This window comes from Streptomyces sp. YIM S03343, from assembly GCF_054729195.1.
Genome location: NZ_JBPUKX010000001.1, coordinates 6,766,552 through 6,792,001 on the forward strand (window position 1 = coordinate 6,766,552; position 25,450 = coordinate 6,792,001).

A 25,450-nucleotide genomic window follows, 5' to 3' on the forward strand; every position below is an offset into this window, starting at 1 on the left:
CCAGTCTGCTCGGGGCTCGCTCACGGTGTCCGGCCCGTGGGATGAAGACCTGATGAACGCTACTCGCCCCGCCCGCCCAGGGCTTCCGTAGCCGTCTGCGGTTAGGCTCAGGGCCGTACCAATCGTTGATCCGGCTCGATCGAGCTCGATGCGGCTGGACCGGGCGGGCGACCGCACGCGGCGGACAGGAGGCCGGGATGACGGCGCCGGGGCGCAGAAGCAGTGTTTTCACCCGGCTGCTGCGGCACGGTTTCACCGATCCGTCCGCCGCCGAGCGGCTGCTCGACAGCCCCGAGCTCACACCCGTCCGCAACGATCCCATCCTGCTGGAGGCGCTCGCCGCCACCGCCGATCCCGATCTCGCCCTGCACGGTCTCGTACGGCTGCTGGAGGCCCAGCCCGGACCCACCGACCGGCACGAACTGCTCGACACCCTCATCGCGGCCAAACCGCTGCGCGACCGGCTGCTCGGTGTGCTCGGCGCCTCCACCGCCCTTGCCGACCACCTCACCCGGCACTCCGGCGACTGGCGGGCCCTCGTCACCTACGAGCCGCACGATCTCCACCCGGGCGTCGAGGAGTTCGAACGCGGGCTCGCCGAGGCCCGCGACCCCGTCTCCTTGCGCGTCGCCTACCGCCGCTGCCTGCTGTCCATCGCCGCCCGTGACGTGTGCGGCACCACCGACGTCGCCCAGTCCGCCGCCGAACTCGCCGACCTCGCCACCGCCACCCTGCGCGCCGCCCTCGCCATCGCCCGCGCCGACGCCCCCGACAGCGCACTGTGCCGGCTCGCGGTGATCGCCATGGGCAAATGCGGCGGCCACGAACTCAACTACGTCTCCGATGTCGACGTCATCTTCGTCGCCGAAGCCGTCGAAGGCGCCGACGAGGGCAAGGCGATACGCGCGGCCACCCGGCTCGCCGCCCATATGATGCGGATCTGCTCCGAGACCACCGTCGAGGGGTCCATCTGGCCGGTCGACGCCAATCTGCGCCCCGAGGGACGCAACGGGCCGCTGGTGCGCACCCTCGCCAGCCATCTCGCCTACTACCAGCGCTGGGCCAAGACCTGGGAGTTCCAGGCCCTCCTCAAGGCCCGCCCGGTCGCCGGAGACCTCGAACTCGGCGAGGAGTACGTCACCGCCGTCGGCCCCCTCGTCTGGCAGGCCGCCGAACGCGAGAACTTCGTCCCCGACGTGCAGAAGATGCGCCGCCGGGTCGTCGAGAACATCCCCGCCGCCGAAGTGGACCGCGAGCTGAAACTCGGGCCCGGCGGGCTGCGCGACGTGGAGTTCGCCGTCCAGCTCCTCCAGCTCGTGCACGGCCGCGCCGACGCCACCCTGCGCAGCGGCACCACCCTCGACGCCCTCCAGGCCCTCGCCGTCGGCGGCTACGTCGGCCGCGTCGACGCCGTCCAGCTCGACGACGCGTACCGCTTCCTGCGCTCCATGGAGCACCGCATCCAGCTCTACCGGCTGCGCCGCACCCACCTCGTCCCCGAGGAGGAGGCCGATCTGCGCCGCCTCGGCCGCTCCCTCGGCCTGCGCACCGACCCCATCGCCGAGCTCCACCGCGAATGGCGCCGGCACAGCGCCGCCGTACGACGGCTGCACGAGAAGCTGTTCTACCGCCCCCTCCTCGACGCCGTCGCCCAGCTCGCCCCCGGCGAGGCCCGCCTCAGCCCCGAGGCCGCCCGCGCCCGCCTCGTCGCCCTCGGCTACGCCGACCCCGCCGCCGCACTGCGTCACATCGAGGCGCTCGCCTCCGGCGTCACCCGCAGGGCCGCCATCCAGCGCACCCTGCTCCCCGTCCTGCTCGGCTGGTTCGCCGACTCCGCCGACCCCGACGCCGGACTCCTCAACTTCCGCAAGGTCTCCGACGCCCTCGGCAAGACCCCTTGGTATCTGCGACTGCTGCGCGACGAGGGCGCCGCCGCCGAGAATCTCGCCCGCGTGCTGTCCGCCGGACGCCTCGTCCCCGACCTCCTCATGCGCGCCCCCGAGGCGGTCGCCCTCCTCGGCGACGGAGACGGCGGCGGCCTCGAACCGCGCGGGCGCGCCCAGCTGGAGCAGGAGATCGTCGCCGCCGTGGGCCGCGCCGAGAGTGTTGAGCAGGCCGTCACCGCCGCGCGCGGTGTCCGCCGCCGCGAACTGATCCGTACGGCCGCCGGCGACATAGTCGACTCCTACGGCACCGAGACCAAGCCCGCCGAACCCGACCAGGGCGCCCTGGTCGACCGCGTCGGCGCCGCCGTCTCCGACCTCACGGCCGCCACCCTCGCCGGCACCCTGCGCGCCGTCGTCCAGGACGGCTGGGGCGACACCCTCCCCACCCGCTTCGCCGTCATCGGCATGGGCCGCTTCGGCGGGCACGAACTGGGCTACGGCTCCGACGCCGACGTCGTCTTCGTGCACGAGCCCCGCGACGGCGTGGACGAGCGGGAGGCCGCCGAGGCCGCCAGCAAGGTCGTCGCCGAGATGCGCCGTCTGCTCCAGGTGCCCAGTGCCGACCCGGCCCTGCTCATCGACGCCGACCTGCGCCCCGAGGGCAAGTCAGGGCCACTGGTCAGGACGCTGAACTCGTACGAGGCGTACTACCGCCGGTGGTCGCTGGTGTGGGAGTCGCAGGCCCTGCTGCGCGCCGAGTTTGTCGCCGGGGACGAGGACCTCGGGCGGCGCTTCGTCGAGCTGATCGATCCGCTGCGCTATCCGGCCGAGGGGCTCGGCGACGACGCGGTGCGGGAGATCCGGCGGCTCAAGGCCCGTATGGAGTCCGAGCGGCTGCCCCGCGGGGCCGACCCCAAGCTGCACACCAAGCTCGGGCCGGGCGGGCTGTCCGACGTCGAGTGGACGGTGCAGTTGCTCCAGCTGCGGCACGGGTGGGTGGAGCCGGGGCTGCGGACCACCCGGACCCGGGAGGCGCTGGCCGCTGCGTGTGCGGCGGGGCTGTTGTCCGGGGAGGATGCGGGGGTGCTGGATGAGGCGTGGGTGCTGGCCACTCGGGTGCGGAACGCGGTGATGCTGGTGCGGGGGCGCGCGGGGGACACGTTTCCCAGTGACAGTCGTGAGCTGACGGCCGTCGGGCGGTATCTGGGGTACGAGGTGGGGCATGTGGGGGACATGCTGGATGCGTATCGCCGTACGGCGCGGCGGGCTCGGGCGGTGGTGGAGGAACGGTTCTACTCGGCGTAGGGCTTGTTTCCGGGTGCGGCGCCGTCGTGGCTGGTCGCGCCCCGCGGCGGAGCCGCATATCGATACAGACCCGCGCCCCTTTGGGTGGTTTGTGTACCTCGTTCGGTGCGGCGGCGTCGTGGTTTCTCGCGCAGTTCCCCGCGCCCCTGGGGGGCGTTGCTCTGCTCCAATCTGACAGGCGGCCGGAAAATGACCTACGCCGTATCCGGCATGAGCTGGGCCGGGATTCGCCTCGGCAGTGCGTACGGTGGGACCCCGTACCACAGGCGGGTCACCGTGAAGCCGAAGGTCAGGCACAGGACTCCGCCCACCGCGTCCAGCCAGAAGTGGTTGGCCGTGGCGACGATGACGACCAGGGTTGCCGCGGGGTAGAGCAGGCCCAGGATGCGGACCCAGGGGAGTTTGGCCAGGGCGAAGATCGTCAGGCCGCACCACAGGGACCAGCCGATGTGCATCGAGGGCATCGCGGCGTACTGGTTCGACACATGTTTCAGATCGCCGGAGGCCATCGAGCCCCAGGTCTGGTGGACCATCACCGTGTCGATGAAATGGGTGCCCCTCATCAGGCGGGGCGGGGCCAGCGGATACAGGTAGTAGCCGACCAGGGCCACACCCGTCGTCGCGAACAGCACCGTGCGGATCGCCGCGTAACGGCCCGGATGACTGCGGTACAGCCACGTCAGGACACCCAGCGTGACCACGAAGTGCAGCGTCGCGTAGTAGTAGTTCATCCCGACGATCAGCCAGCTCACCGAGTTCACGGTGTGATTGACCGACTGCTCCACGGCCAGGCCCATATGGTGCTCCAGCCGCCAGAGCCAGTCCGCGTTGCGCAGTGCCTCGGTGCGCTGCTCGGGCACCGCGTTGCGTACGAGGGAGTACGTCCAGTAGCTGACCCCGATCAGCAGTATCTCGAACCACAGCCGGGGACGGCGCGGGGTGCGCAGCCGGGAGAACGACCGGGAGAACGACCGGGAGAAGAACGAGGGTTCCGGGGAGGGCGCCGGTACGGGTTCCGATGTGGCCGTGCTGGTCTGCGGAACGGCCTCGTCACGGCCTTCCTTCGGCGTCACGGTCGTTTTCCCCATGGACATAAAGTCTGCCAGAAAAGCCCTCTTCCCCCGATCATCCCCTGGTCGGGTTCCGGTTGCACGTTCTACGGCACAGGGAGGGCGCCGGGGGTCCTTCCTCCGCCCTGAGGACGATCCGGGCGGTTCGGGGACCGTCCCGGACCGTTTCGGACCGTCCCGGACGTGCTCACGCGTCTCCCGGCGCCCAAGAAGTGCTCACGCGCCTCTCGACGCCGAGGAAACGCTCACGCGCCTCTCGGCGCCGATGCCGTCGAGCCCCGTACCACCAGTTCCGGCATGAACACGAACTCGCTGTGCGGTGCGGGCGTACCGCCGATCTCCTCCAGGAGCGTACGCACCGCGGCCTGCCCCATCGCCGGGACCGGCTTGCGGATCGTCGTCAGGGGCGGGTCGGTGAAGGCGATCAGCGGGGAGTCGTCGAAGCCGACCACCGAGACGTCCCGCGGCACGTCGAGACCCCGCTGCCGGGCCGCGCGTATCGCGCCCAGCGCCATCATGTCGCTCGCGCACACCACCGCCGTGCAGCCCCGCTCGATGAGCGCGGTGGCGGCGGCCTGACCGCCCTCCAGGGTGTACAGCGAGTGCTGCACCAGCCGCGACTCGATGTCGTCCGGGGCCAGGCCCAACTGGTCCTGCACGGCCCGCACGAAGCCGTCGATCTTGCGCTGCACCGGCACGAACCGCTTCGGTCCGAGCGCCAGCCCGATCTGGGTGTGGCCCAGCGACACCAGATGGGTCACCGCAAGCGTCATCGCCGCCCGGTCGTCGGGGGAGATGAACGGTGCCTGCACCTTCGGTGAGAAGCCGTCCACCAGGACGAACGGCACGCCCTGCGCCCGCAGCCGCTCGTAGCGCTGCATGTCGGCGGTGGTGTCGGCGTGCAGCCCGGAGACGTAGATGATGCCGGCGACCCCGCGGTCGACCAGCATCTCGGTCAGCTCGTCCTCGGTGGAGCCGCCCGGGGTCTGGGTGGCCAGCACCGGGGTGTAGCCCTGGCGGGTCAGCGCCTGCCCGATCACCTGCGCGAGGGCGGGGAATATCGGGTTCTCCAGCTCCGGGGTGATCAGACCGACCAGGCCCTCGCTGCGCTGCCGCAGCCGTACCGGACGCTCGTAGCCGAGCACGTCGAGCGCGGCCAGCACGGACTGGCGGGTGGTGGCGGCGACGCCCGGTTTGCCGTTGAGGACACGGCTGACGGTCGCCTCGCTCACCCCCGCCTGCGCGGCGATGTCCGCAAGCCGGGTGGTCACAGGTGTGGACTGTACCGGCCGGGTCTCACCCTGCCCACCGACCGGGCGCCGTGCGCGCCCGCGCGAACGGCCTGCTGAGGGTTGCTGCGTCATCGCGCTCCCTGGTCCTTCCGGTCGGAGTACGCCTCGCAAGGGGATGATCCCGGTGCCTGAAACGTGTAGCAAGAGCTTGCAGAGTCTTGCACAAGTGTCCCACGGACCGCCGGACAGCGCGGAATTCCGGTCACGCGGGGGTCTGGCGCAGGTCACGGCGGGGTAACTCTCGCGTTTTCTTGCACTTTCTTGCTGCAAGACCTTTCGCGCCGCTTACATCGCTGTTACGTTCACCTCGCCCGGCGGCCGCAACGGCGCAGTCGGCAAGTCGGCAGGAGCGGCGGACGGGGCTGCCTCCTGCAGTTACACGGGCTTTCACCCTCAAGGAGAGATCATGCGGCGTGGCATAGCGGCCAGCGCGGTTGTGGTGTCCCTCGCCCTCGCGGCGACGGCATGCGGCGGAAGTGACGACAGCGGCAAGGCCGACGGTCCGGTGACCATCACCTGGTGGGACACCTCCAACGCCACCAATGAGGCACCGACGTACAAGGCCCTCGTCAAGGACTTCGAGGCCGCCAACAAGAACATCAAGGTCAAGTACGTCAACGTGCCCTTCGACCAGGCGCAGAACAAGTTCGACACGGCCGCCGGCTCCCAGGGCGCCCCGGACCTGCTGCGCTCCGAGGTCGGCTGGACCCCGGCCTTCGCCAAGAAGGGCTACTTCCTCCCGCTCGACGGCACCGAGGCCCTCAAGGACCAGTCCCAGTTCAAGTCCAACCTGATCACCCAGGCGCAGTACGAGGGCAAGACCTACGGCGTGCCTTTCGTCACCGACACCCTCGCCCTGGTCTACAACAAGGCCCTGTTCACGAAGGCCGGCATCACCGAGGCCCCCAAGACCTGGGACGAGCTGAAGAGCGACGCCGCCAAGATCAAGGCCAAGACCGGCGCCGACGGCTACTGGGGCTCCACCCAGGCCTACTACGCCCAGTGCTTCCTCTACGGCGAGGGCAGCGACACCGTCGACGCCTCCGCCAAGAAGATCACCGTGAACTCCGACGCCGCCAAGAAGGCCTACGGCGCCTGGCTCAGCACCTTCTCCGGCAAGGGCCTGCACAAGGCCGACACCACCGCCGACGCCTACGCCCACATCCAGGACGCGTTCGTCAACGGCAAGGTCGCCGCGATCATCCAGGGCCCGTGGGAGATCACCAACTTCTACAAGGGCTCCGCGTTCAGCGACAAGAGCAACCTCGGCATCGCCACCGTCCCGGCCGGCTCCACCGGCAAGGCGGGCGCCCCGACCGGCGGCCACAATCTCTCGGTCTACGCCGGCTCCGACAAGGCCCACCAGGCCGCCGCGCTGAAGTTCGTCAACTTCATGACGTCCGCGAAGTCCCAGTCGACCATCGCCCTGAAGAACTCCACCCTGCCCACCCGCGACGACGCCTACACCACCGAGGTCAAGGCCGACCCGGGTATCGCCGGCTACCAGGGCGTGCTCTCCGCCGCCCAGCCCCGCCCGGCCCTGCCCGAGTACAGCTCCCTGTGGGGTCCGCTCGACACCGAGCTGCCGAAGATCGCCGGCGGCAAGGAGTCCCTGGACAAGGGTCTGAGCAACGTCGAACTGGCCATCCAGAAGCTGGTCCCGGACTTCAGCAAGTAAGCCCGGGCGGCCACGGCGGGAAGCCCCGAACGGCTCCCGCCCGCCAGCTCGGCACGGCCGCCGGATCTCCGTACAAGGGGGGGAGAGATCCGGCGGCCACCGGCGTGGCAACTGCCCGGCCCCTGCCCGGCCTCTGCCCGGCTCCTGCCCAGCCCCTTCCCATCACCCCAGAGCTCCGAGAAGGTTGTCGAACCATGACAGTCGCCATCGACCGCGCGACCGGCAAGCGCCGCGGTGACAGCGCGCCTCGCCCCGGGCTGGGCCGGCGCCTCAAGCAGGGTTACCAGAAGCACTGGTACGCCTACGCGATGATCACCCCGGTGGCGGTCGTCCTCGGCGTCCTCGTGATCTACCCCTTGATCTACGGCCTCTATCTGACCCTCACCGACGCCAACAGCCTCAACACGGCCCGCACCATCGGCGTCAACCACATCGACGCGACCTACAAGTTCATCGGTCTCGACAACTACAAGGACATCCTGTTCGGCCCGACGTCCTACGACCGCTTCTGGTCCCATTTCATCTGGACGATCGTCTGGACGGCCGTCTGCGTCGCCCTGCACTACTCCCTCGGCCTCGGCCTCGCCCTGCTGCTCAACCAGAAGCTGCGCGGCCGCACCTTCTACCGGCTGGTCCTCATCCTCCCCTGGGCCGTGCCCACCTTCGTCACCGTGTTCGGCTGGCGCTTCATGCTCGCCGACGGCGGCATCATCAACTCCGCCCTCGACGCGCTGCATCTGCCGGCGCCGCTGTGGCTGGAGGACACCTTCTGGCAGCGGTTCGCCGCCATCATGGTCAACACCTGGTGCGGTGTGCCGTTCATGATGGTCTCCCTGCTCGGCGGCCTCCAGTCCATCGACTCCACCCTCTACGAGGCGGCCGAGATGGACGGCGCCAACGCCTGGCAGCGGTTCCGCTATGTCACCCTGCCCGGCCTGAGGTCCGTCAGCTCGACGGTGGTCCTGCTCGGCATCATCTGGACGTTCAACCAGTTCGCCGTCATCTTCCTGCTCTTCGGCACCACCGCACCCGACGCACAGATCCTGGTCACCTGGGCCTACTACCTCGGCTTCGGACAGCAGCCGCGTGACTTCGCGCAGTCCGCCGCCTACGGCATCCTCCTGCTGGCCATCCTGATCGTCTTCACCTCCTTCTACCGGCGCTGGCTGAACCGCAACGAGCAGCAGCTCGCGATCTGAGGCAGGACTCCCATGACCACCACCGTCGTCAAGACCGACACCGCCGAGGCCGAGCCGGCCCCCACCGGCGCCTCCCGCAAGGGCCGCGGGCGCGGCGAGCGCGGACTCCTCGGCTCCCTGGCCTCCCACGGCATCCTCACCGTCGCGGCCCTGATCGCGGTCTTCCCGATCGCCTGGCTGATCTTCCTGTCCCTCGGACCGGACAAGGACGACTATCTCCACCCGGGCGGCATCTGGAAGAAGATGACGTTCGACAACTACAGCTTCGTCCTCCAGCACACGAACTTCTTCGACTGGCTGAAGAGCTCGCTGATCGTCTCCCTGGGCACCACCCTCATCGGAGTGATGGTCGCCGCCACCACCGGCTACGCCGTCTCCCGGATGCGCTTCCCCGGCTACAAGAAGCTCATGTGGGTCCTGCTGGTCACCCAGATGTTCCCGATCGCCGTGCTGATCGTGCCGATGTACCAGATCCTCTCGGACCTGAAGCTCATCGACACCTACCTCGGCCTCATCCTCGTCTACTGCTCGACGGCCGTCCCCTACAGCGCCTGGCTGCTCAAGGGCTACTTCGACACGATCCCCTTCGAGATCGACGAGGCGGGACGCGTCGACGGCCTCAGCCCCTTCGGCACCTTCGTGCGGCTGATCATGCCGCTCGCCAAGCCCGGCCTCGCCGTCGCCGCCTTCTACAACTTCATCACCGCCTTCGGTGAGGTCGCCTTCGCGTCCACCTTCATGCTGGACGACACCAAGTACACCTTCGCCGTCGGCCTCCAGAGCTTCGTCAGCGAGCACGACGCGCAGCGCAACCTCATGGCCGCCACGGCCGTGCTCGTCTCCATACCCGTCTCCGCGTTCTTCTACCTCGTGCAGAAGAACCTGGTGACCGGCCTGACCGCAGGTGGCACAAAGGGGTGAATCCCCTGCCCCGAAGGGCTCCCGCGCGCCTCCCCGCGCGGGTGGCGGCCGCGGTGCTCCCCCGGTTGTACTGACCGGGGGACCACCACAACCCCGCTGGCACCGCGGCCGCCTCGCACACCCTCGCGCAGCGCCCGCGCCGCGCGGCCACCGCCGTACGATCCCGGCGATCCCGGAGACCACGGCGATCACGGCGATTGCGGCGAGCACAGTGATCCCGGCGATCACAGGCTCCCGCGCCGCCGGAGGACCCGGTGCCTCGGCGCCGACCGGGAACCCGGTGCTCCCGGCGCCGTCCGGGAAACCCGGCGCCCCAGGCCGTACACCCGCAGCCGTACGCAAGCCCATATGACCCGAACCGAGTTATGCATCAAGGAAGCCATGAGCCAGCAGCAAACTGCCGCCCCGGCACCGCAGTCCGCCGTCGTCACCGTCGCCAAGCGCCGCGACTGGTGGCGGGACGCGGTGATCTACCAGGTCTATCCGCGCAGCTTCGCCGACAGCAACGGCGACGGCATGGGCGACCTGGAAGGCGTGCGCTCCAGACTCCCCTATCTGCGCGACCTCGGCGTGGACGCCGTGTGGCTCAGCCCCTTCTACGCCTCGCCGCAGGCCGACGCCGGCTACGACGTGGCCGACTACCGCGCCGTGGACCCCATGTTCGGCAGCCTCCTCGACGCCGACGCGCTGATTCACGACGCCCGTCTGCTGGGCCTGCGCGTCATCGTCGACCTCGTCCCCAACCACTCCTCGGACCAGCACGAATGGTTCAAGCGGGCGCTCGCCGAAGGCCCCGGATCCCCGCTGCGCGACCGCTACCACTTCCGCCCCGGCAAGGGCGCAAAGGGCGAACTCCCGCCCAACGACTGGGAGTCCATCTTCGGCGGCCCCGCCTGGACCCGCATCACCGAACCCGACGGCACCCCGGGGGAGTGGTACCTCCACCTCTTCGCCCCCGAGCAGCCCGACTTCAACTGGGAACACCCCGCCGTAGGCGACGAGTTCCGCTCCATCCTGCGCTTCTGGCTCGACATGGGCGTCGACGGCTTCCGTATCGACGTCGCCCACGGCCTCGTCAAGGCCGCGGGTCTGCCCGACCTGGGCAGCCACGACCAGGTGAAGCTGCTGGGCAACGATGTCATGCCGTTCTTCGACCAGGACGGCGTCCACGCCATCTACCGGCAGTGGCGCCTCATCCTCGACGAGTACAGCGGAGAACGCATCTTCGTCGCCGAGGCATGGACCCCCACCATCGAGCGCACCGCGAACTACGTCCGCCCCGACGAACTCCACCAGGCGTTCAACTTCCAGTATCTGAGCACCGCCTGGGACGCGGACGAGCTGCGCGTCGTCGTCGACCGCACCCTGGAGGCCATGCGCCCCGTAGGCGCCCCCGCCACCTGGGTGCTCTCCAACCACGACGTCACCCGCCACGCCACCCGCTTCGCCAACCCGCCCGGGCTCGGCACCCAGATCCGCACCGCCGGTGACCGCGCCCTCGGCCTGCGCCGGGCCCGCGCCGCCACCCTCCTCATGCTGGCCCTGCCCGGCTCCGCCTACGTCTACCAGGGCGAGGAACTGGGCCTGCCCGACGTCGTCGACCTGGCCGACGAGGTCCGCCAGGACCCCGCGTACTTCCGCGGCGCGGGCCAGGACGGCTTCCGCGACGGCTGCCGGGTGCCCATCCCATGGACCCGCGAGGGCAGTTCGTACGGCTTCGGCACCGGCGGCAGCTGGCTCCCGCAGCCGGAGAGCTGGGCCGCGCTGAGCATCGAGGCCCAGACCGGCACCCCCGGCTCAACCCTGGAGCTCTACCGCACCGCCTTCGCCGAACGCCGCGCCCACCCGGACCTCGGCGCCGGCGACAGCGTCGAGTGGCTCAAGGCCCCGGAGGGCGTCCTCGCCTTCCGGCGCGGCGAGTTCGTGTGCGTGGCCAACACCGGCGGCGAGTCGGTGACCACCCCGTCGTACGGCCGGGTCCTGCTGTCCAGCGGCGAGATCGCCGAGACCCCGGACGGCGAGACGAAGGTGCCGGCCGACACGACCGTGTGGTGGACGGCGGTCTGACAAACCGGCCCTCAGGGCCCGAACTGCCTGCCGTTGCAAGTTGTTTCAACAATTACATACCGGCCCGCTGTCCTTCGGGGTGGCGGGCCTCTACCATCTGGCCACTGCAAAGTTTCTGAAACATTGCAGCAAGAAACATCAAGTGCCTTCGACGATGAAGGAACCCCACATGGCCAGCAGCAGAACCCTCTCGGGCGCCCTCGCGCTCGCCGCGGCGGTGGCCGTCGCGCTCCCCGGCACCGCACATGCCTCCCCGCCCGGCACCAAGGACGTCACGGCCGTCCTCTTCGAGTGGAACTTCGCCTCGGTCGCCAAGGAGTGCACCAACACCCTCGGCCCCGCCGGCTACGGCTACGTCCAGGTCTCGCCCCCCGCCGAGCACATACAGGGCTCGCAGTGGTGGACGTCGTACCAGCCGGTCAGCTACAAGATCGCGGGCCGTCTCGGCGACCGCACCGCCTTCCAGAGCATGGTGAACACCTGCCACGCGGCAGGGGTGAAGGTCGTCGTCGACTCGGTCGTCAACCACATGTCGGCGGGCAGCGGCACCGGCACCGGCGGCTCCTCGTACACCAAGTACGACTACCCCGGCCTGTACTCGGTATACGACTTCGACGACTGCACCTCGCAGGTGTCGAACTACTCCGACCGCTGGAACGTCCAGCACTGCGAACTCGTCGGCCTCGCCGACCTCGACACCGGCGAGGAATACGTCCGCAAGACCATCGCCGGCTACCTCAACGACCTGCTCACCCTCGGTGTCGACGGCTTCCGCATCGACGCGGCCAAGCACATTCCCGCCGAGGACCTCGCCAACATCAAGTCCCGGCTGACGAATCCTTCCGTCTACTGGAAGCAGGAGGTCATCTACGGCTCGGGCGAGGCCGTCCAGCCCACCGAGTACACCGGTAACGGCGACGTCCAGGAGTTCCGCTACGCCTATGACCTCAAGCGGGTGTTCAACAATGAGAACCTCGCCTACCTGAAGAACTACGGCGAGGGCTGGGGGTACATGAGCAGCTCCGTCGCCGGTGTCTTCGTCGACAACCACGACACCGAGCGCAACGGCTCCACCCTCAACTACAAGGACGGCGCCAACTACACCCTGGCCAACGTCTTCATGCTGGCCTGGCCCTACGGCGCCCCCGACATCAACTCCGGCTACGAGTGGTCGGACGTGGACGCGGGACCGCCCAACGGTGGCCAGATGAACGCCTGCTGGCAGGACGGGTGGAAGTGCCAGCACGCCTGGCCGGAGATCAAGTCCATGGTGGCCTTCCGCAACGCCACCCGCGGCGGGGCCGTCACCAACTGGTGGGACGACGGAAACGACGCGATCGCCTTCGGGCGGGGCGCGAAGGGCTACGTGGCCATCAACCACGAGACCGGCAGCCTGACCCGCACGTACCAGACGTCGCTGCCGGCCGGCTCGTACTGCAACGTGCAGAACAGCACGACGGTGACGGTGAACTCCGGCGGGCAGTTCACCGCCACCTTGGGCGCCAACACGGCGCTGGCCATCTACAGCGGCAAGTCCGGTTGCTGAGCCGCTACTTCAAGGTGTCGCCGGTCGCGTAGCCCGACGGGTTGTCCACGACTCGGGTACGAGGCCGAAAAGAGCGGGATCGCGTCGCCCGTGTCCAGGGAGCCGAGCGACGCGATCGCGCCTGCTTCAACAGCCTGTGAGCGTTTGCCAGTTGTGAACCGCACGTCAAAGGGCTGTATGTGAAATTTCTTGCTGAGTGTTTCAAGCCTCTTGCTGTAAGGCTTGCGTCAGCGATACGGTCACGCCGGCGCCCGGCATCGAGGCCGTGCCGCGGTGTTCGGGTGGCGGTGCTTTCCGCTGCCCAAGAGAGCCGTAATCGCAAGGAGTTCACGCCTGTGATACCGAGATGGCCGGCGCCCCCGACGCGCCGTACCCCGCATCGCAGAAGCAGAGCCGACGGGATCCGGAGGGGTGCGGGCGTTGTCGCCGTGGCCCTCGCCGCCGCTCTCGTCCAGCCCCTCGCGGCCCACGCGGCCGCCCCGCCCGCACCGCCGTCGGACGCCAAGCTGGCCGCTCAGCCCGCCCGGCACGACGACACCCGCGAGCAGTTCTACTTCGTCATGCCGGACCGTTTCGCCAACGGCGACACCTCCAACGACAAGGGCGGGCTCACCGGTTCGCGGCTCGCCACCGGCTACGACCCCACCGACAAGGGCTTCTACCAGGGCGGCGACCTCAAGGGCCTCACCAAGCGGCTGGACTACATCAAGGACCTCGGCACCACCGCGATCTGGATGGCGCCGATCTTCAAGAACCGTCCGGTGCAGGGTTCCGGCTCCAACGCCTCCGCCGGTTACCACGGTTACTGGATCACCGACTTCACCCAGGTCGACCCGCACTTCGGCACCAACAAGGACCTGGGGACCCTCATCGCCAAGGCGCACGCCAAGGGCATGAAGGTCTTCTTCGACGTCATCACCAACCACACCGCCGACGTCGTCGACTACGAGGAGAAGTCCTACAGCTATCTGTCCAAGGGCGCCTTCCCGTATCTGACCAAGGACGGGCAGCCCTTCGACGACGCCGACTATGCGGCGGGCGGCAAGAGCTTCCCCTCCGTCGGTACCGGCTCCTTCCCGCGCACCCCGGTCGTCTCCGCCGCGGACAAGGACGTCAAGGTCCCGTCCTGGCTCAACGACCCGACGATGTACCACAACCGGGGCGACTCGACCTACGCCGGTGAGTCGGCCACGTACGGCGACTTCTCCGGTCTCGATGACCTGTGGACCGAGCGTCCCGAGGTCGTCAAGGGCATGGAGAAGATCTACCAGCGCTGGGTGCGGGACTTCGGCGTCGACGGCTTCCGGATCGACACCGTCAAGCACGTCGACATGGAGTTCTGGACCCAGTGGGCGACCGCGCTGGACGCGTACGCCGCCGATCACGGGCGCAAGAACTTCTTCATGTTCGGCGAGGTGTACTCCGCCGACACCTCCGTCACCTCCCCGTACGTCACCCAGGGTCGCCTCGACGCCACCCTCGACTTCCCCTTCCAGGACGCCGCCCGCGCCTACGCCTCCCAGAGCGGCAGCGCCCAGAAGCTGGCGTCCGTCTTCGCCGACGACTACAAGTACGCGACCGACAAGGCCAACGCCTACGAGCAGGTCACCTTCCTCGGCAACCACGACATGGGCCGCATCGGGTACTTCCTGAAGCAGGACAACCCGAAGGCCACCGACACCGAACTGCTCGCCAAGGACAAACTCGCCAACGAGCTGATGTTCCTCAGCCGCGGCAACCCGGTCGTCTACTACGGCGACGAGCAGGGCTTCACCGGTTCCGGCGGCGACAAGGACGCCCGCCAGACGATGTTCGCCTCCAAGGTCGCCGACTACCTCGACGACGACGAGATCGGCACCGCCCGCACCCACGCCAGTGACGCCTACGACACGAGTGCGCCGCTCTACCGGCAGATCGCGGCTCTCGCAAAGCTCCGCAAGGCGAACCCCGCCCTCACCGACGGCGTCCAGACCGAGCGCTACGCGGCCGACGGCGCCGGTGTCTATGCCTTCTCCCGCACCGGGAGCGGCCGCACCGAGTACGTCGTCGCCTTCAACAACGCCGGTGAGGCGAAGACGGCGACCTTCGCGACCGGCTCCGCGAACACCCGCTTCCGCGGCATCTACGGCACCGACGCAACAACGTCCACCGGCGCCGACAAGAAGATCACCGTGACCGTCCCGGCCGGTTCCGCCGTCGTCCTCAAGGCCGCCGCCCCCCTCGGCAAGCCGGCCACGAAGCCGACGCTCACCCTCAAGGCCCCGGGCACCGGAGCCACCGGCACGGTCGAGCTCACCGCCGACCCCGAGGGCGGCCAGCTCAACCGCGTCGTGTTCGCGGCGCAGGTCGGCAATGGCGCCTGGCAGGTCCTCGGCTCCGCGGACCACGCGCCGTACAAGGTCACCCAGACCCTCGGCAAGAACGTCCCCGCCGGAACCGCCCTGCGCTACAAGGCCGTCGTCATCGACTCCGCGGGCCGCACCGCGAGCGCCACGGCGAGCAGCACCACCGGCACCCCGCCCGCGACAGAAGTCCCCACGGCCTCCTCTCGCGACTACGCGGTCGTCCACTACAAGCGCGCCGACGGCGACTACAGCGACTGGGGCCTGTACACCTGGGGCGACATCGCCGACGGCGAGGCCACCAACTGGCCGGACAGTCACCCCTTCGTCGGCCGTGACGCGTACGGCGCCTTCGCCTACGTCAAGCTGAAGTCCGGCGCCTCCAACGTCGGGTTCCTCGTCATCGACAAGAACGGCAACAAGGACGTCTCCGCCGACCGCTCCATCGACGTCACCAAGACCGGTGAGGTGTGGCTGGAGCAGGGCAAGGCCGATGTCGTCACCGAGCGGCCGTCCGCCGACTACCCGGCGCAGGACACCACCAAGGCGGTCATCCACTACCACCGCGCCGACGGGAACTACGACGGCTGGGGCCTGCACGTCTGGTCCGGCGCCGCGAACCCCACCGACTGGTCCAGCCCCCTGAAGCCGGTCCGCACCGACGCCTACGGCGCCGTCTTCGAGGTGCCGCTCACCGACGGCGCCACCAGCCTCAGCTACATCATCCACAAGGGCGACGACAAGGACCTGCCCACCGACCAGGCACTCGACCTCAAGAGCAACGGCTATGAGGTGTGGCTGCTGAACGGCCAGGAGAAATACCTCCTCCCGCAGCCCGCGGGCAGTGCCGCCGCGCTCGACCTCAGCACCTCCAAGGCGATCTGGATCGACCGGAACACCGTCGCCTGGAACGGTGTCGACGGCGCCGCCTCCACCCAGCTGCGCTCCTCCCACGACGGCTCGATCACCGTCAAGGACGGTGCGCTGACCAGCGACGACGAGCGCTGGCTGCGGCTGACGAAGACCACGCTCACCGACGCCCAGAAGGCGAAGTTCCCCCATCTGAAGGACTACACGGCCTGGTCGGTCGACCCGCGCGACCGCGACCGGGTGCGCCAGGCCCTCGGCGGCCAGCTGGTCGCCTCCCAGCTCGCCCCGGGCGGCGCCGTCCTGGCCGCCACCGGTGTGCAGACCGCCGGTGTCCTCGACGACGTGTACGACGCGACGCACGCGGACCTCGGCCCGGTCTTCCACCACGGCAGGCCCACCCTGTCCGTGTGGGCACCGACCGCACAGTCCGTCGCCCTCGACCTGGACGGCAGCACCGTGCGCATGCACCGCGACGCCGCCACCGGCGTCTGGTCCGTCACCGGCGCCACGTCCTGGAAGAACAAGCCCTACCGCTACATCGTGAAGGTGTGGGCGCCCAGCGTCCGCAAGATCGTCACCAACAAGGTCACCGACCCCTACTCCACCGCCCTCACCACCGACTCCGGGCGCAGCCTGGTCACCGACCTGACCGACAGGTCCCTCACCCCCAGCGGCTGGTCGACCCTGCGCAAGCCCAAGGCCGTGGCGCTGAAGGACGCGCAGATCCAGGAACTGCACATCCGGGACTTCTCCGCCGCGGACAAGAGCGTCCCGGCGAAGGAGCGGGGCACCTACCTCGCCTTCACCGACAAGGCCGGCGACGGATCCAAGCACTTGCGCCAACTGGCCGCAGCCGGAACGTCGTACGTGCATCTGCTGCCCGCGTTCGACATCGCCACCATCCCCGAGAAGAAGTCCGACCAGGCCACCCCCGACTGCGATCTCGCCTCCTACGCCGCCGACTCCGAGGAGCAGCAGGCGTGCGTCGCGAAGACGGCCGCGAAGGACGCCTACAACTGGGGCTACGACCCCTACCACTACACGGTGCCCGAGGGCTCGTACTCCACCGACCCGAACGGCACCGCCCGCACCGTCCAGTTCCGCAAGATGGTGCAGTCGATCAACCAGGACGGGCTGCGCGTCGTCATGGACGTCGTCTACAACCACACCGCGGCCAGCGGCCAGGCGAGCACCAGCGTCCTCGACAGGATCGTGCCCGGCTACTACCAGCGGCTGCTCGCCGACGGCTCGGTGGCGAACAGCACCTGCTGCTCCAACACCGCGCCCGAGAACGCCATGATGGGCAAGCTGGTCGTCGACTCCATCGTCACCTGGGCCAAGGAGTACAAGGTCGACGGCTTCCGCTTCGACCTGATGGGCCACCACCCGAAGGCCAACATCCTCGCCGTCCGCAAGGCCCTCGACGCGCTCACCGTGGCCAAGGACGGCGTCGACGGCAAGAAGATCATCCTCTACGGCGAGGGCTGGAACTTCGGCGAGGTCGCCAACGACGCCCGCTTCGTGCAGGCCACCCAGCAGAACATGGCCGGCACCGGCATCGCCACCTTCTCCGACCGGGCCCGTGACGCGGTGCGGGGCGGCGGCCCCTTCGACTCCGACCCCGGCGTCCAGGGCTTCGCTTCCGGCCTCTACACCGACCCCAACTCCTCGACCGCGAACGGCACCCCGGCCGAGCAGAAGGCCCGGCTGCTGCACGACCAGGACCTGATCAAGGTCGGTCTGACCGGGAACCTCGCCAAGTACCACTTCACCGACACGGACGGCAAGGAGGTCACCGGCGCCGAGGTCGACTACAACGGCGCCCCCGCGGGCTACGCGGCAGGCCCCGGCGACGCCCTCGCCTATGTCGACGCGCACGACAACGAGGCCCTGTTCGACGCCCTCGCCTACAAGCTCCCGAAGGACACCTCGGCGTCCGACCGGGCCCGGATGCAGGTCCTGGCGATGGCCACGGCCGCCCTCTCGCAGGGCCCGTCGCTCTCCCAGGCGGGCAGCGACCTGCTGCGCTCCAAGTCCCTGGACCGCAACTCCTACGACAGCGGCGACTGGTTCAACGCGATCCACTGGAACTGCGCCGACGGCAACGGCTTCGGCCGGGGCCTGCCGATGAAGACGGACAACGAGTCCAAGTGGCCGTACGCCAAGCCCCTGCTGACCTCCGTCGGCGTGGGCTGCGCCCAGATCGACGGGACCTCGGCCGCCTACCGGGACCTGCTGAGGATCCGTACGTCGGAGAAGGCGTTCTCCCTCAGCACGGCCGACCGGGTCCAGTCGCAGCTCTCCTTCCCGCTCTCCGGCAAGGACGAGACACCCGGCGTGATCACCATGGAACTCGGTGATCTCGTCGTGGTGTTCAACGCGACGCCGAAGCAGCAGGAGCAGCAGGTGGATGCGCTGGCCGGCACCGGTTACCGGCTGCACCCGGTGCAGGCGTCCGGCGCGGACACGGTCGTGAGGTCCTCGACGTACGAGCGCGCCTCGGGCACGTTCACCGTCCCGGCGCGGACGGTGGCGGTCTTCTCCAGCGCCTCCTGACACCTGCCGGTATCGGCATGACCTCGGTGGGGCGGTCCCGGTCACCCGGGCCGCCCCACCGGGCCCGGCCCGGACGCCGGCCGACCGCCTAGGGTGGGGGTGACCTTGTCGCTGTCGTCAGGAGCGCCCGCATGCCGCAGATCACCGTCGACCACTCCGACTTCCTCGCGCACGCCTTCGACCGGGCCGCGTTCGCGCGTGCCCTGCACGGCGCGGTGGTGGAGATCGCGGCGGCGAAGCCGGAGGCGTGCAAGACGCAGTTCCGGGCGAGCGGGCTGACGGCGTACGGCTACGAGGACCCGCTGGAGCGGGAGCACGCGGTCGTGCACATCACGATCGGGCTGCTCGCCGGGCGCACCGCGGACACCAGGGTGCGGCTGACCGAGGCGGTCCTGGAACTGCTGCGGGAGCACATCGCCGACGAGGGGATCGTGCTGCACGCGTCGGCCGAGGTGCGTGAACTCGACCCGTCGTACCGGACGTTCGAGCGCTGACCCCCGTGCCCTAGGGCGTGTTTCGAAAGTAGCGCCGGCCGCCCGAAGGGCGGGCCCTGCGGCGTCTGGTGCGTGCGATCGCAAGGCGGAGGGTCGCCCTCGTACTGGGCGTACGTGGGCGATCCCGACAACACAGCGAGCGTGCGTGCCAGGCGTCGCAGGGCAGGCGGGACTTTCGAAACACGCCCTAGGCGGACAGGGCGATCAGCCGGGTCAGCAGGCCGGTGAACGGGCCGTTGTGCGGCTCCTGTTCGAAGGTACGGCGCAGGATGGCGGTCAGCTCCACGTCGTACGCGGCGCTCACCGCGGCCAGCGCGACGAAGTCGTTCACCAGCTGGGACTCCAGCTCGGCGCGCGGGATACGCCGCCCGTCCAGCCAGAGCAGCGCCGTGGACTCGGCGAGCGAGATCCAGGACCGGACCACCAGTTCCAGCCGCGCGGACGGCTCGGTGATCTCCAGATGCGACAGGATCTGTTCGTACGCGGCCTGCCGTACGGAGTCGACGAGCGCGTTGGTGGTCGAGGAGCCGACGGCGGGGCCGCCGCGCATCAGGGCGGCGAACCCGGGCCCGTGCTCGTCCACGAAGTCGAAGAACCGGCCCATCACCCGCAGCAGCCTGGCTCCCAGCGGGCCCTGCCGGGGCTCCACGAAACGGGCTGCGAGGTCGTCCGAGGCCCGCTTCAACGCGGCTTCGTAGAGGCTGAGTTTGCCGGGGAAGTAATGGTAGACCAGCGGCCGCGAGATGCCCGCCGCCGTCGCTATCTCGTCGATGGAGACCTCGTCGGGCGAGCGGCGGCTGAACAGGTCGAGGGCGACGCCGATCAACTGCTGCCGCCGTTCGTCGACTCCCATTCTGCGGCGAACCCCGGTTGTCATGCGAACACTTTACCGATCGGTTCCGGACGGCAACCGCCCGGAGTCGACCATGAGCGTTCACAACTTCCGCACAGATCGGTCACGTTGCGCGCCCTCGTGCCAGGAGGGGCGGCTACGTCCGCCGGGTGCACCGGAGCCGGGCACGCAGGAGCCGGCAGGCGCCCGCCGCAGGGCGCGTCAGCGCAGCCCGTCGATCCGGCTGCCGTCGGACAGCGTCCCCCTCAGATCGGCCCGCGCGCCCTGCTCGGCCCGCACGGCGAGCAGAGGGCCTTGGCCCGCCGCACGGACCCCGCCGGTCGCGGAGACGGACGCGGTGTCCCGGCTGCCGGCGGCGAGCAGGTACCAGAAGCCCGCCGCCGACTTCCACAGCACCCCGGACAGCACATGCGGTGCGCGGGGACCGCAGTCGGGTCCGTCCTGTGACTGCGCCACCACCGCGCCGTACCGGCCCCCCGGAGTGTGGAACTGGGCCAGCGCACCGGTGCCGGTGCCCCGCCAGGTCTCTGCGCGGGTGCACACCCAGTCCGCTGAGCCGCCCGCGTCCGGCAGTGGCTGGGTGGCGTACTGCCACAGATTCACCGTGCGGACACCCTGCCCGCGGGCGGTGGCGAGGGAGCAGGCGTACGGCGCCCAGGCCGTGCGGGCTCGGGCGCCGGACACGTCGTGGACCGCGCCGGGGCGGCCCTCGGTGAGCCGGGCCGGGACCAACTCGCCGAGGTCGCTGAGGAGATGGCTGCCAAAGGCGTCGGTCAGCTCCAGCACATGCCACGAGGTGCAGCCGCCGGTGCGCTCGGCGGGACCGGCCAGGGGCGCGGTGACGCCCTGGGCGAGATGCAGGTCCATGGTGCCCGACGCGGGCTTCAGGAGGTCGAGTTCGGCGGCCTTCGTCACCCAAGGGGCGGTCAGATAGCGGATGTTGCCGTCGGAGCGGCCCAGCACCAGCGCGCCGGACTCGGCACCGGTCGCCCCGTCGGCGCGGGCGAAGTCCAGGGCGGCGCCCTTGGTGCCGGAGGCCGGTTCGGCGTAGCGGGCGATGCGCAGGCCGTCGTAGAGGATCACCACGCGGGCGTTGTCGACCGTGCCCGCGTACAGGAGCTGGGGCGGTCCGGCGGGGGCGCCGGAGGGGGTGCCGGGGGTGGCGGAGACGCGGACCGTCTCGCCGGGGCGGGCCCATACCGCGAGGGCGCGGCGCAGCAGGGTCTTGTCGTGGGCGAGTTCACCGCGCGCGGGCCAGACGGAGAAGTCGGTGCGGGCGGAGAGCTTCCAGGCGTTGGGGGAGATCCGGACCAGACGGGCCGGGTCGAGGGCGGCCTCCGCGGCGGGGTTGCGGGCGTAGGCCGGGGCAGCGGCGCCGTCGGGACCCCAGCCGTCGCCGGGCAGCGTCACCAGGGCGCCGCACACGGCGAGCGCGGCCACGGCGGCGAGCACGGCCTTGGTGTGCTGCCGTCGGCGCAGCAGATCGGTGGGCCTGGCCTGCAGTGAACAGGCGTCGAAGGCGGGGGAGTCGAGCAGCGCGTACCGCTCGGGCACGCTGTCGGCCTCGCACAGGGCGGTGTCCGGGTCGGCGACACCCGCCGCCGTCAGCACCTCGCGTACCTCGGTGTCGGCGAGGTGCTCCAGACCGCGCAGCACATAGGCGGCGCGGGCCGGGGCGGGGAGCGCCGACAGCTCCTGTTCCAGGGCGAGTTCGTCGGCGCCGCCGGAGCGGGGGAAGAGCCTCAGGCCCCGCACCAGCGGCAGCAGCGGCGGCAGTTGGGCTCGCCGGGGCCACGCCCGGCGGCGCAAAGGCAGGCCCGCCTCCAGGGCCGTACGCACCACCTGGAGGCGGACGAAGGCGTAACCGGCGTCACCGTCGCGGCCGTTGCCCTGCCGCCGGACTCCCTTGTGCTGGGCGGGGATCGCGGGGGCCGGGGCGCTGCCGCGGGGCATTGCGCGCTGGGCGAGGGCGTGTGCGGTCAGGACGCGGCGGTCGCGGCCGAGGCCGGGCGGCAGCACCAGATGGGCGATCCTCACCAGCCGCGGGTAGTGCTCGACGAGCGCGGCCTCGGCCTGCGCGGTGTCGACGGACCGGCCGGTGCCGGTGGTTGCGGGGCGGGGGGCGACATCCTGTGGCTGCACGTCCAGCGCAACGAGCGAGCCGGGGGTTGGTCACCGGTTCACCGGTTCACCGGTTCCTGGCTGGTTGCCGTCCGTGGCTTGAGTGCTTCGGCTTGAGTGCTTCGTGGGCCGGGGCCGTATCGAGAAGCGGGGCCCCGCGCCGGGGCTCTCTGCGCCATGCTGTACGCCCACCGGGGACCGGAGGAACAGATGAGGTTGACGCGACCGATGCTCGCCGTGACGGCCATGACCGCCGTGCTGGCGCTTGCGGGCTGCGGCTCCGGAGGCGATGGCGGCGGGAAGACGGAGTCGGTGCCGGAGACGGCGACCGGCAGCCTGGAGAGCCTGGCCGCCGAGGTGAAGTGCAAGCCGGACATCCAGACGGACGCCGACGAGATCCGCCAGGCCATCTGCAAGGTGAGCGCGGGCAAGTTCGTGCTGGCGACCTTCGCCACCGACCGCGGCCAGCGTGAGTGGATCAACGATGCGAAGGACTACGGCGGTTACTACCTCGTGGGCCGCAAGTGGGTGGCCGTCGGCAGCAACGGGACGGTGAAGACACTGCGCGGCACGCTCGGCGGCGATGTGGAGATCGGCGCGGACCACAGCGGACACGGTGGGGCGCACAGCGGCTGAATTCCGAACAGGCGGCCCCGCAGCAGGGGGCCGGGCCGATTCCGGACACGGCGAAGGCCGGTGGCGGGAGGGACCTGCCACCGGCCTTCTTCGTTGTAGCCGCCCGGCCCGGCCCGGCCGGACCGGACGGCTCACCTCACCGGATGCATCACCGGATGCATCGCTGGACGCTCAGCGGACGATCACTGGCACCGCTGGCCGGTGTTGACGCAGTTGGCGATCTTCGCGGCCAGGTTGTTGGTCGTGACGCTGATGAAGTCGTCGTGGTCGGTGGCCGGCTTGTGCAGCTGGTCCGGGAAGCCGTCCACCGCGAAGGCGTTCTTGACCACACCGTTCTGGATCGTGGGCGGCGTGATCTTGTAGACCAGACGCATCGTCAGCTGCGGGATGGCCTTGAAATTGTTGGCGCAGTTGCCGCCCGCGTCGGCGAAGGCCACATGCGTGCGGTGGTTGGCGCTGTCGATGTTCTGGCCGTCCCAGCAGCTCTGGAAGGCGAACGTGCGCACCACATTGCTGCCTTGCGGGCAGATCGGGTACTGCGTGGTCAGCTGGACCTTGTTCTCGAACCCGGTGCAGCTCCAGTGCGCGTTGGCGTTCGCCAGACCGTTGGTGGTGGTCTTCGCGTCACCGGTGATGATCCGCAGGAACTGCGGCATCGCGACGACCTTGGCGGTCGGGCTGCCGACGTACTTGATCTGCGCGGAGACCGGGGTGAGGATCTTGCCGACGTTGCCCTCCTTGCCACCGCCGTCCGCGTTCTGGTCGAAGTCCTGCGTGCCGTCCTGCACACGGACCACCGGCCAGTAGTACGACGACAGGTCGCTCTTGTTCTGGCAGCTGGTGCCGCCCTGGAGGAACGTGTTGTTGCTGGAGAACGCGTTGACCTTCTGGTTGCCGACGTAGTCGTGCAGATGGTGCGCGCCGTTGGCCACGCCGGGCGCCACGATGACGTTGTCGGTGTTGTGGTTCTTGTTGGCGTTCACACCGCAGCGGGTGGTGAAGGTGCCGGTGGAGGCGGCGGCGGTGCGGCGCACCTTCTTCACATTCGCCTGGACCTTGGAGATGTCCACGAAGTCGGCCGCGACCGGGCCGTTGCCGGCCTGTCCGCCGACGTTGCCGGTCTGACCGGCACTGGCGCTGGCGCTGGGGGCGGCGGTGTTGCCGTTGTTGTTCTGCCCGCCGTTGTTCTGCCCGTTGTTGTTCTGGCCATTGTTGTTCTGGCCGTTGTTCTGTCCGCCGTTGTTGCCACCGTTTCCGGCGGTGGTCTGGTCGGCCGTCAGGGTCGTGCAGGCGGCCAGTTGGCTGAGCGAGCTGTCGAACGTCCCGCCGACACGCTGGATGTCGATGCGGATCCGGTCGATCGTGGCGGCCCGCTTCTCCTTGAGGGGGCCGACGATCGCGTTCTGCACGAACCCGGAGTCGTTCGACTGCGCCTGGCGGGTGGAGGCGAGACGGGCGTAGGCCTCGGTGATCTGCTTGTCGAGGTTGGCCAGCTCCGTGGCCACACCCTGCTGGGCCCTCGCCGGAACGTTCGTCAGCTTCTGCCCCACGTCAGGGCACGAGATCGTCGCAGCGGTCGCGGCGGCGGCCTTCGTGTAGTTCTGCGCCGAGTTGGTCTCGTGCGCCGAGGCGTAGAAATTCGCCCAGATCAGCCCGCCCCCGCCGAGCGCTAGGGCCGCCGATGCGGCAATGGCCTTGGTGGCCAGTGGCGTACGGCGTTTGCGTGTGTTGCGTCCCATGGAACTCCTCTGACTTCCTTGCGGGGCAGCTCGAGGCGCCCGACAGGATGAAGCGGCGCCCTCTGATACGCAGGGGACACCGGAGGCGTTCAGCCGGCTCACAAATTAGTGCGAGGTCGATGCCCGAAGTGGGTTTCAACTGCTGCTTTCGCACGGGGAGTTGCCGGAAGTCACGGGAAGTGGCGGCCCCGCGCCGGTCCGGGAGCGGGGCCGCCGGGGATCAACGGGCGGTGGGCGGCGTGTACTTGTAGCCGACCCGGCGGATGGTGTGGATGGCGCCTCGGTACTCGGTGCCGAGTTTGCGGCGCAGGCGGGCGATGTGGACATCGACGGTGCGGCCGTCGCCGACATGGTCGTAGCCCCACACCACGCCGACCAGATGGTCGCGGGTGTGCACCCGGCCCGGGTGGGCGACCAGATGGGCGAGGAGCTCGAACTCCAGGTAGGTGAGGTCGAGTTCGCGTCCGTCGACATGGGCGGTTCGCTGGGCGGTGTCGACCCGGATGATCGGCTCGGGCTCCTCATCGGGGGCGGGGGCCGGTTCGGTGCCGGCCGGTACGGCCACCGGCGGGAACGGGGGCTGCTGGTCGGCCGGTACGAGGACCAGATAGCCGATCATCGGTGGGCGGCCCGGCAGTTCGGGCAGGGTGTGCTGCGGGGCGGGCAGCCAGGTCGCGCCCGGCGGCAGAAGGCCGGCCACGTCCACCGCCTCGTCCCGCCCGACGGCGCGCAGCCGGTGCCGGGCCGGGGTGGCAGGGGAGTCGGAGGGGGACGGGGAGGGGGAAACGGCGGGAGAGGAGAGGGGACGAGTGGTGGTCGCCATGACAGGTCAGCTCTTTCGCGCGAGAGGTCGTCTAAAGGGCGACGGCACGGGC

Annotated in this window: 15 protein-coding genes; 9 read left to right on the forward strand and 6 right to left on the reverse strand. The window is 69.8% G+C overall.

The window, feature by feature from the left end; genetic code table 11:
* The first annotated feature begins 197 nt into the window (after positions 1 to 197).
* Positions 198 to 3,191, forward strand: coding sequence for a bifunctional [glutamine synthetase] adenylyltransferase/[glutamine synthetase]-adenylyl-L-tyrosine phosphorylase (locus ACSYGN_RS29950; protein WP_460401051.1), 2,994 nt, complete (start codon positions 198 to 200; stop codon positions 3,189 to 3,191).
* A 194-nt stretch (positions 3,192 to 3,385) separates the two neighbouring features.
* Here the strand turns inward: ACSYGN_RS29950 and ACSYGN_RS29955 are convergent, their stop codons facing one another.
* Together ACSYGN_RS29955 and ACSYGN_RS29960 are read right to left on the reverse strand one after the other, a co-directional pair.
* Complete coding sequence (locus ACSYGN_RS29955) at positions 3,386 to 4,279, reverse strand: phosphatase PAP2 family protein (RefSeq protein ID WP_460401053.1); 894 nt, start codon at positions 4,277 to 4,279, stop codon at positions 3,386 to 3,388.
* A 227-nt stretch (positions 4,280 to 4,506) separates the two neighbouring features.
* Entirely contained in the window at positions 4,507 to 5,532 is a 1,026-nt protein-coding gene (locus tag ACSYGN_RS29960; RefSeq protein ID WP_460401055.1) for a LacI family DNA-binding transcriptional regulator, read from the reverse strand.
* 427 nt (positions 5,533 to 5,959) lie between these two features.
* Between ACSYGN_RS29960 and ACSYGN_RS29965 the strand changes: the two genes are divergently transcribed.
* From ACSYGN_RS29965 to ACSYGN_RS29995, 7 genes are all read left to right on the forward strand, one after another.
* Positions 5,960 to 7,231, forward strand: coding sequence for an extracellular solute-binding protein (locus ACSYGN_RS29965; RefSeq protein ID WP_460401057.1), 1,272 nt, complete (start codon positions 5,960 to 5,962; stop codon positions 7,229 to 7,231).
* A 194-nt stretch (positions 7,232 to 7,425) separates the two neighbouring features.
* Positions 7,426 to 8,430 carry a carbohydrate ABC transporter permease gene (locus ACSYGN_RS29970; RefSeq protein ID WP_460401058.1) on the forward strand — a complete coding sequence of 335 codons (1,005 nt, stop codon included), beginning with the start codon at positions 7,426 to 7,428 and terminating at the stop codon, positions 8,428 to 8,430.
* A gap of 12 nt (positions 8,431 to 8,442) precedes the next feature.
* Entirely contained in the window at positions 8,443 to 9,351 is a 909-nt protein-coding gene (locus ACSYGN_RS29975) for a sugar ABC transporter permease (protein ID WP_460401060.1), read from the forward strand.
* 381 nt (positions 9,352 to 9,732) lie between these two features.
* The gene (locus ACSYGN_RS29980) at positions 9,733 to 11,418 is read left to right on the forward strand and encodes a glycoside hydrolase family 13 protein (RefSeq protein ID WP_460401062.1); all 1,686 of its coding nucleotides are present in this window, start codon (positions 9,733 to 9,735) and stop codon (positions 11,416 to 11,418) included.
* 169 nt (positions 11,419 to 11,587) lie between these two features.
* Complete coding sequence (locus tag ACSYGN_RS29985; protein WP_460401064.1) at positions 11,588 to 12,964, forward strand: alpha-amylase; 1,377 nt, start codon at positions 11,588 to 11,590, stop codon at positions 12,962 to 12,964.
* A gap of 335 nt (positions 12,965 to 13,299) precedes the next feature.
* Complete coding sequence (gene pulA / locus ACSYGN_RS29990) at positions 13,300 to 18,732, forward strand: pullulanase-type alpha-1,6-glucosidase (RefSeq protein ID WP_460401067.1); 5,433 nt, start codon at positions 13,300 to 13,302, stop codon at positions 18,730 to 18,732.
* Between the two features lie 131 nt (positions 18,733 to 18,863).
* On the forward strand, positions 18,864 to 19,226 hold the full coding sequence (locus ACSYGN_RS29995) for an isomerase (RefSeq protein ID WP_460401069.1): 363 nt from the start codon (positions 18,864 to 18,866) through the stop codon (positions 19,224 to 19,226).
* 187 nt (positions 19,227 to 19,413) lie between these two features.
* Here ACSYGN_RS29995 and ACSYGN_RS30000 read toward each other — a convergent pair whose 3' ends face one another.
* Positions 19,414 to 20,103, reverse strand: coding sequence for a TetR/AcrR family transcriptional regulator (locus ACSYGN_RS30000; protein ID WP_460401071.1), 690 nt, complete (start codon positions 20,101 to 20,103; stop codon positions 19,414 to 19,416).
* A gap of 177 nt (positions 20,104 to 20,280) precedes the next feature.
* A complete protein-coding gene (locus ACSYGN_RS30005; protein ID WP_460401073.1) occupies positions 20,281 to 22,221 on the reverse strand; it encodes a hypothetical protein in 1,941 nt (646 codons plus the stop codon).
* A gap of 189 nt (positions 22,222 to 22,410) precedes the next feature.
* Between ACSYGN_RS30005 and ACSYGN_RS30010 the strand changes: the two genes are divergently transcribed.
* Entirely contained in the window at positions 22,411 to 22,836 is a 426-nt protein-coding gene (locus ACSYGN_RS30010; RefSeq protein ID WP_460401075.1) for a hypothetical protein, read from the forward strand.
* 182 nt (positions 22,837 to 23,018) lie between these two features.
* Here the strand turns inward: ACSYGN_RS30010 and ACSYGN_RS30015 are convergent, their stop codons facing one another.
* Entirely contained in the window at positions 23,019 to 24,575 is a 1,557-nt protein-coding gene (locus tag ACSYGN_RS30015) for a DUF1996 domain-containing protein (RefSeq protein ID WP_460401077.1), read from the reverse strand.
* A 220-nt stretch (positions 24,576 to 24,795) separates the two neighbouring features.
* The gene (locus ACSYGN_RS30020) at positions 24,796 to 25,398 is read right to left on the reverse strand and encodes a winged helix-turn-helix domain-containing protein (protein WP_460401079.1); all 603 of its coding nucleotides are present in this window, start codon (positions 25,396 to 25,398) and stop codon (positions 24,796 to 24,798) included.
* Positions 25,399 to 25,450 lie beyond the last annotated feature (52 nt).

Coding starts and splice junctions, on each gene's coding strand:
- ACSYGN_RS29950 (WP_460401051.1), top strand. CDS start 198: ATGACGGCGCCGGGGCGCAGAAGCAGTGTTTTCACCCGGCTGCTGCGG.
- ACSYGN_RS29955 (WP_460401053.1), bottom strand. CDS start 4,279: ATGGGGAAAACGACCGTGACGCCGAAGGAAGGCCGTGACGAGGCCGTT.
- ACSYGN_RS29965 (WP_460401057.1), top strand. CDS start 5,960: ATGCGGCGTGGCATAGCGGCCAGCGCGGTTGTGGTGTCCCTCGCCCTC.
- ACSYGN_RS29970 (WP_460401058.1), top strand. CDS start 7,426: ATGACAGTCGCCATCGACCGCGCGACCGGCAAGCGCCGCGGTGACAGC.
- ACSYGN_RS29975 (WP_460401060.1), top strand. CDS start 8,443: ATGACCACCACCGTCGTCAAGACCGACACCGCCGAGGCCGAGCCGGCC.
- ACSYGN_RS29980 (WP_460401062.1), top strand. CDS start 9,733: ATGAGCCAGCAGCAAACTGCCGCCCCGGCACCGCAGTCCGCCGTCGTC.
- ACSYGN_RS29985 (WP_460401064.1), top strand. CDS start 11,588: ATGGCCAGCAGCAGAACCCTCTCGGGCGCCCTCGCGCTCGCCGCGGCG.
- ACSYGN_RS29995 (WP_460401069.1), top strand. CDS start 18,864: ATGCCGCAGATCACCGTCGACCACTCCGACTTCCTCGCGCACGCCTTC.
- ACSYGN_RS30000 (WP_460401071.1), bottom strand. CDS start 20,103: ATGACAACCGGGGTTCGCCGCAGAATGGGAGTCGACGAACGGCGGCAG.
- ACSYGN_RS30010 (WP_460401075.1), top strand. CDS start 22,411: ATGAGGTTGACGCGACCGATGCTCGCCGTGACGGCCATGACCGCCGTG.
- ACSYGN_RS30015 (WP_460401077.1), bottom strand. CDS start 24,575: ATGGGACGCAACACACGCAAACGCCGTACGCCACTGGCCACCAAGGCC.
- ACSYGN_RS30020 (WP_460401079.1), bottom strand. CDS start 25,398: ATGGCGACCACCACTCGTCCCCTCTCCTCTCCCGCCGTTTCCCCCTCC.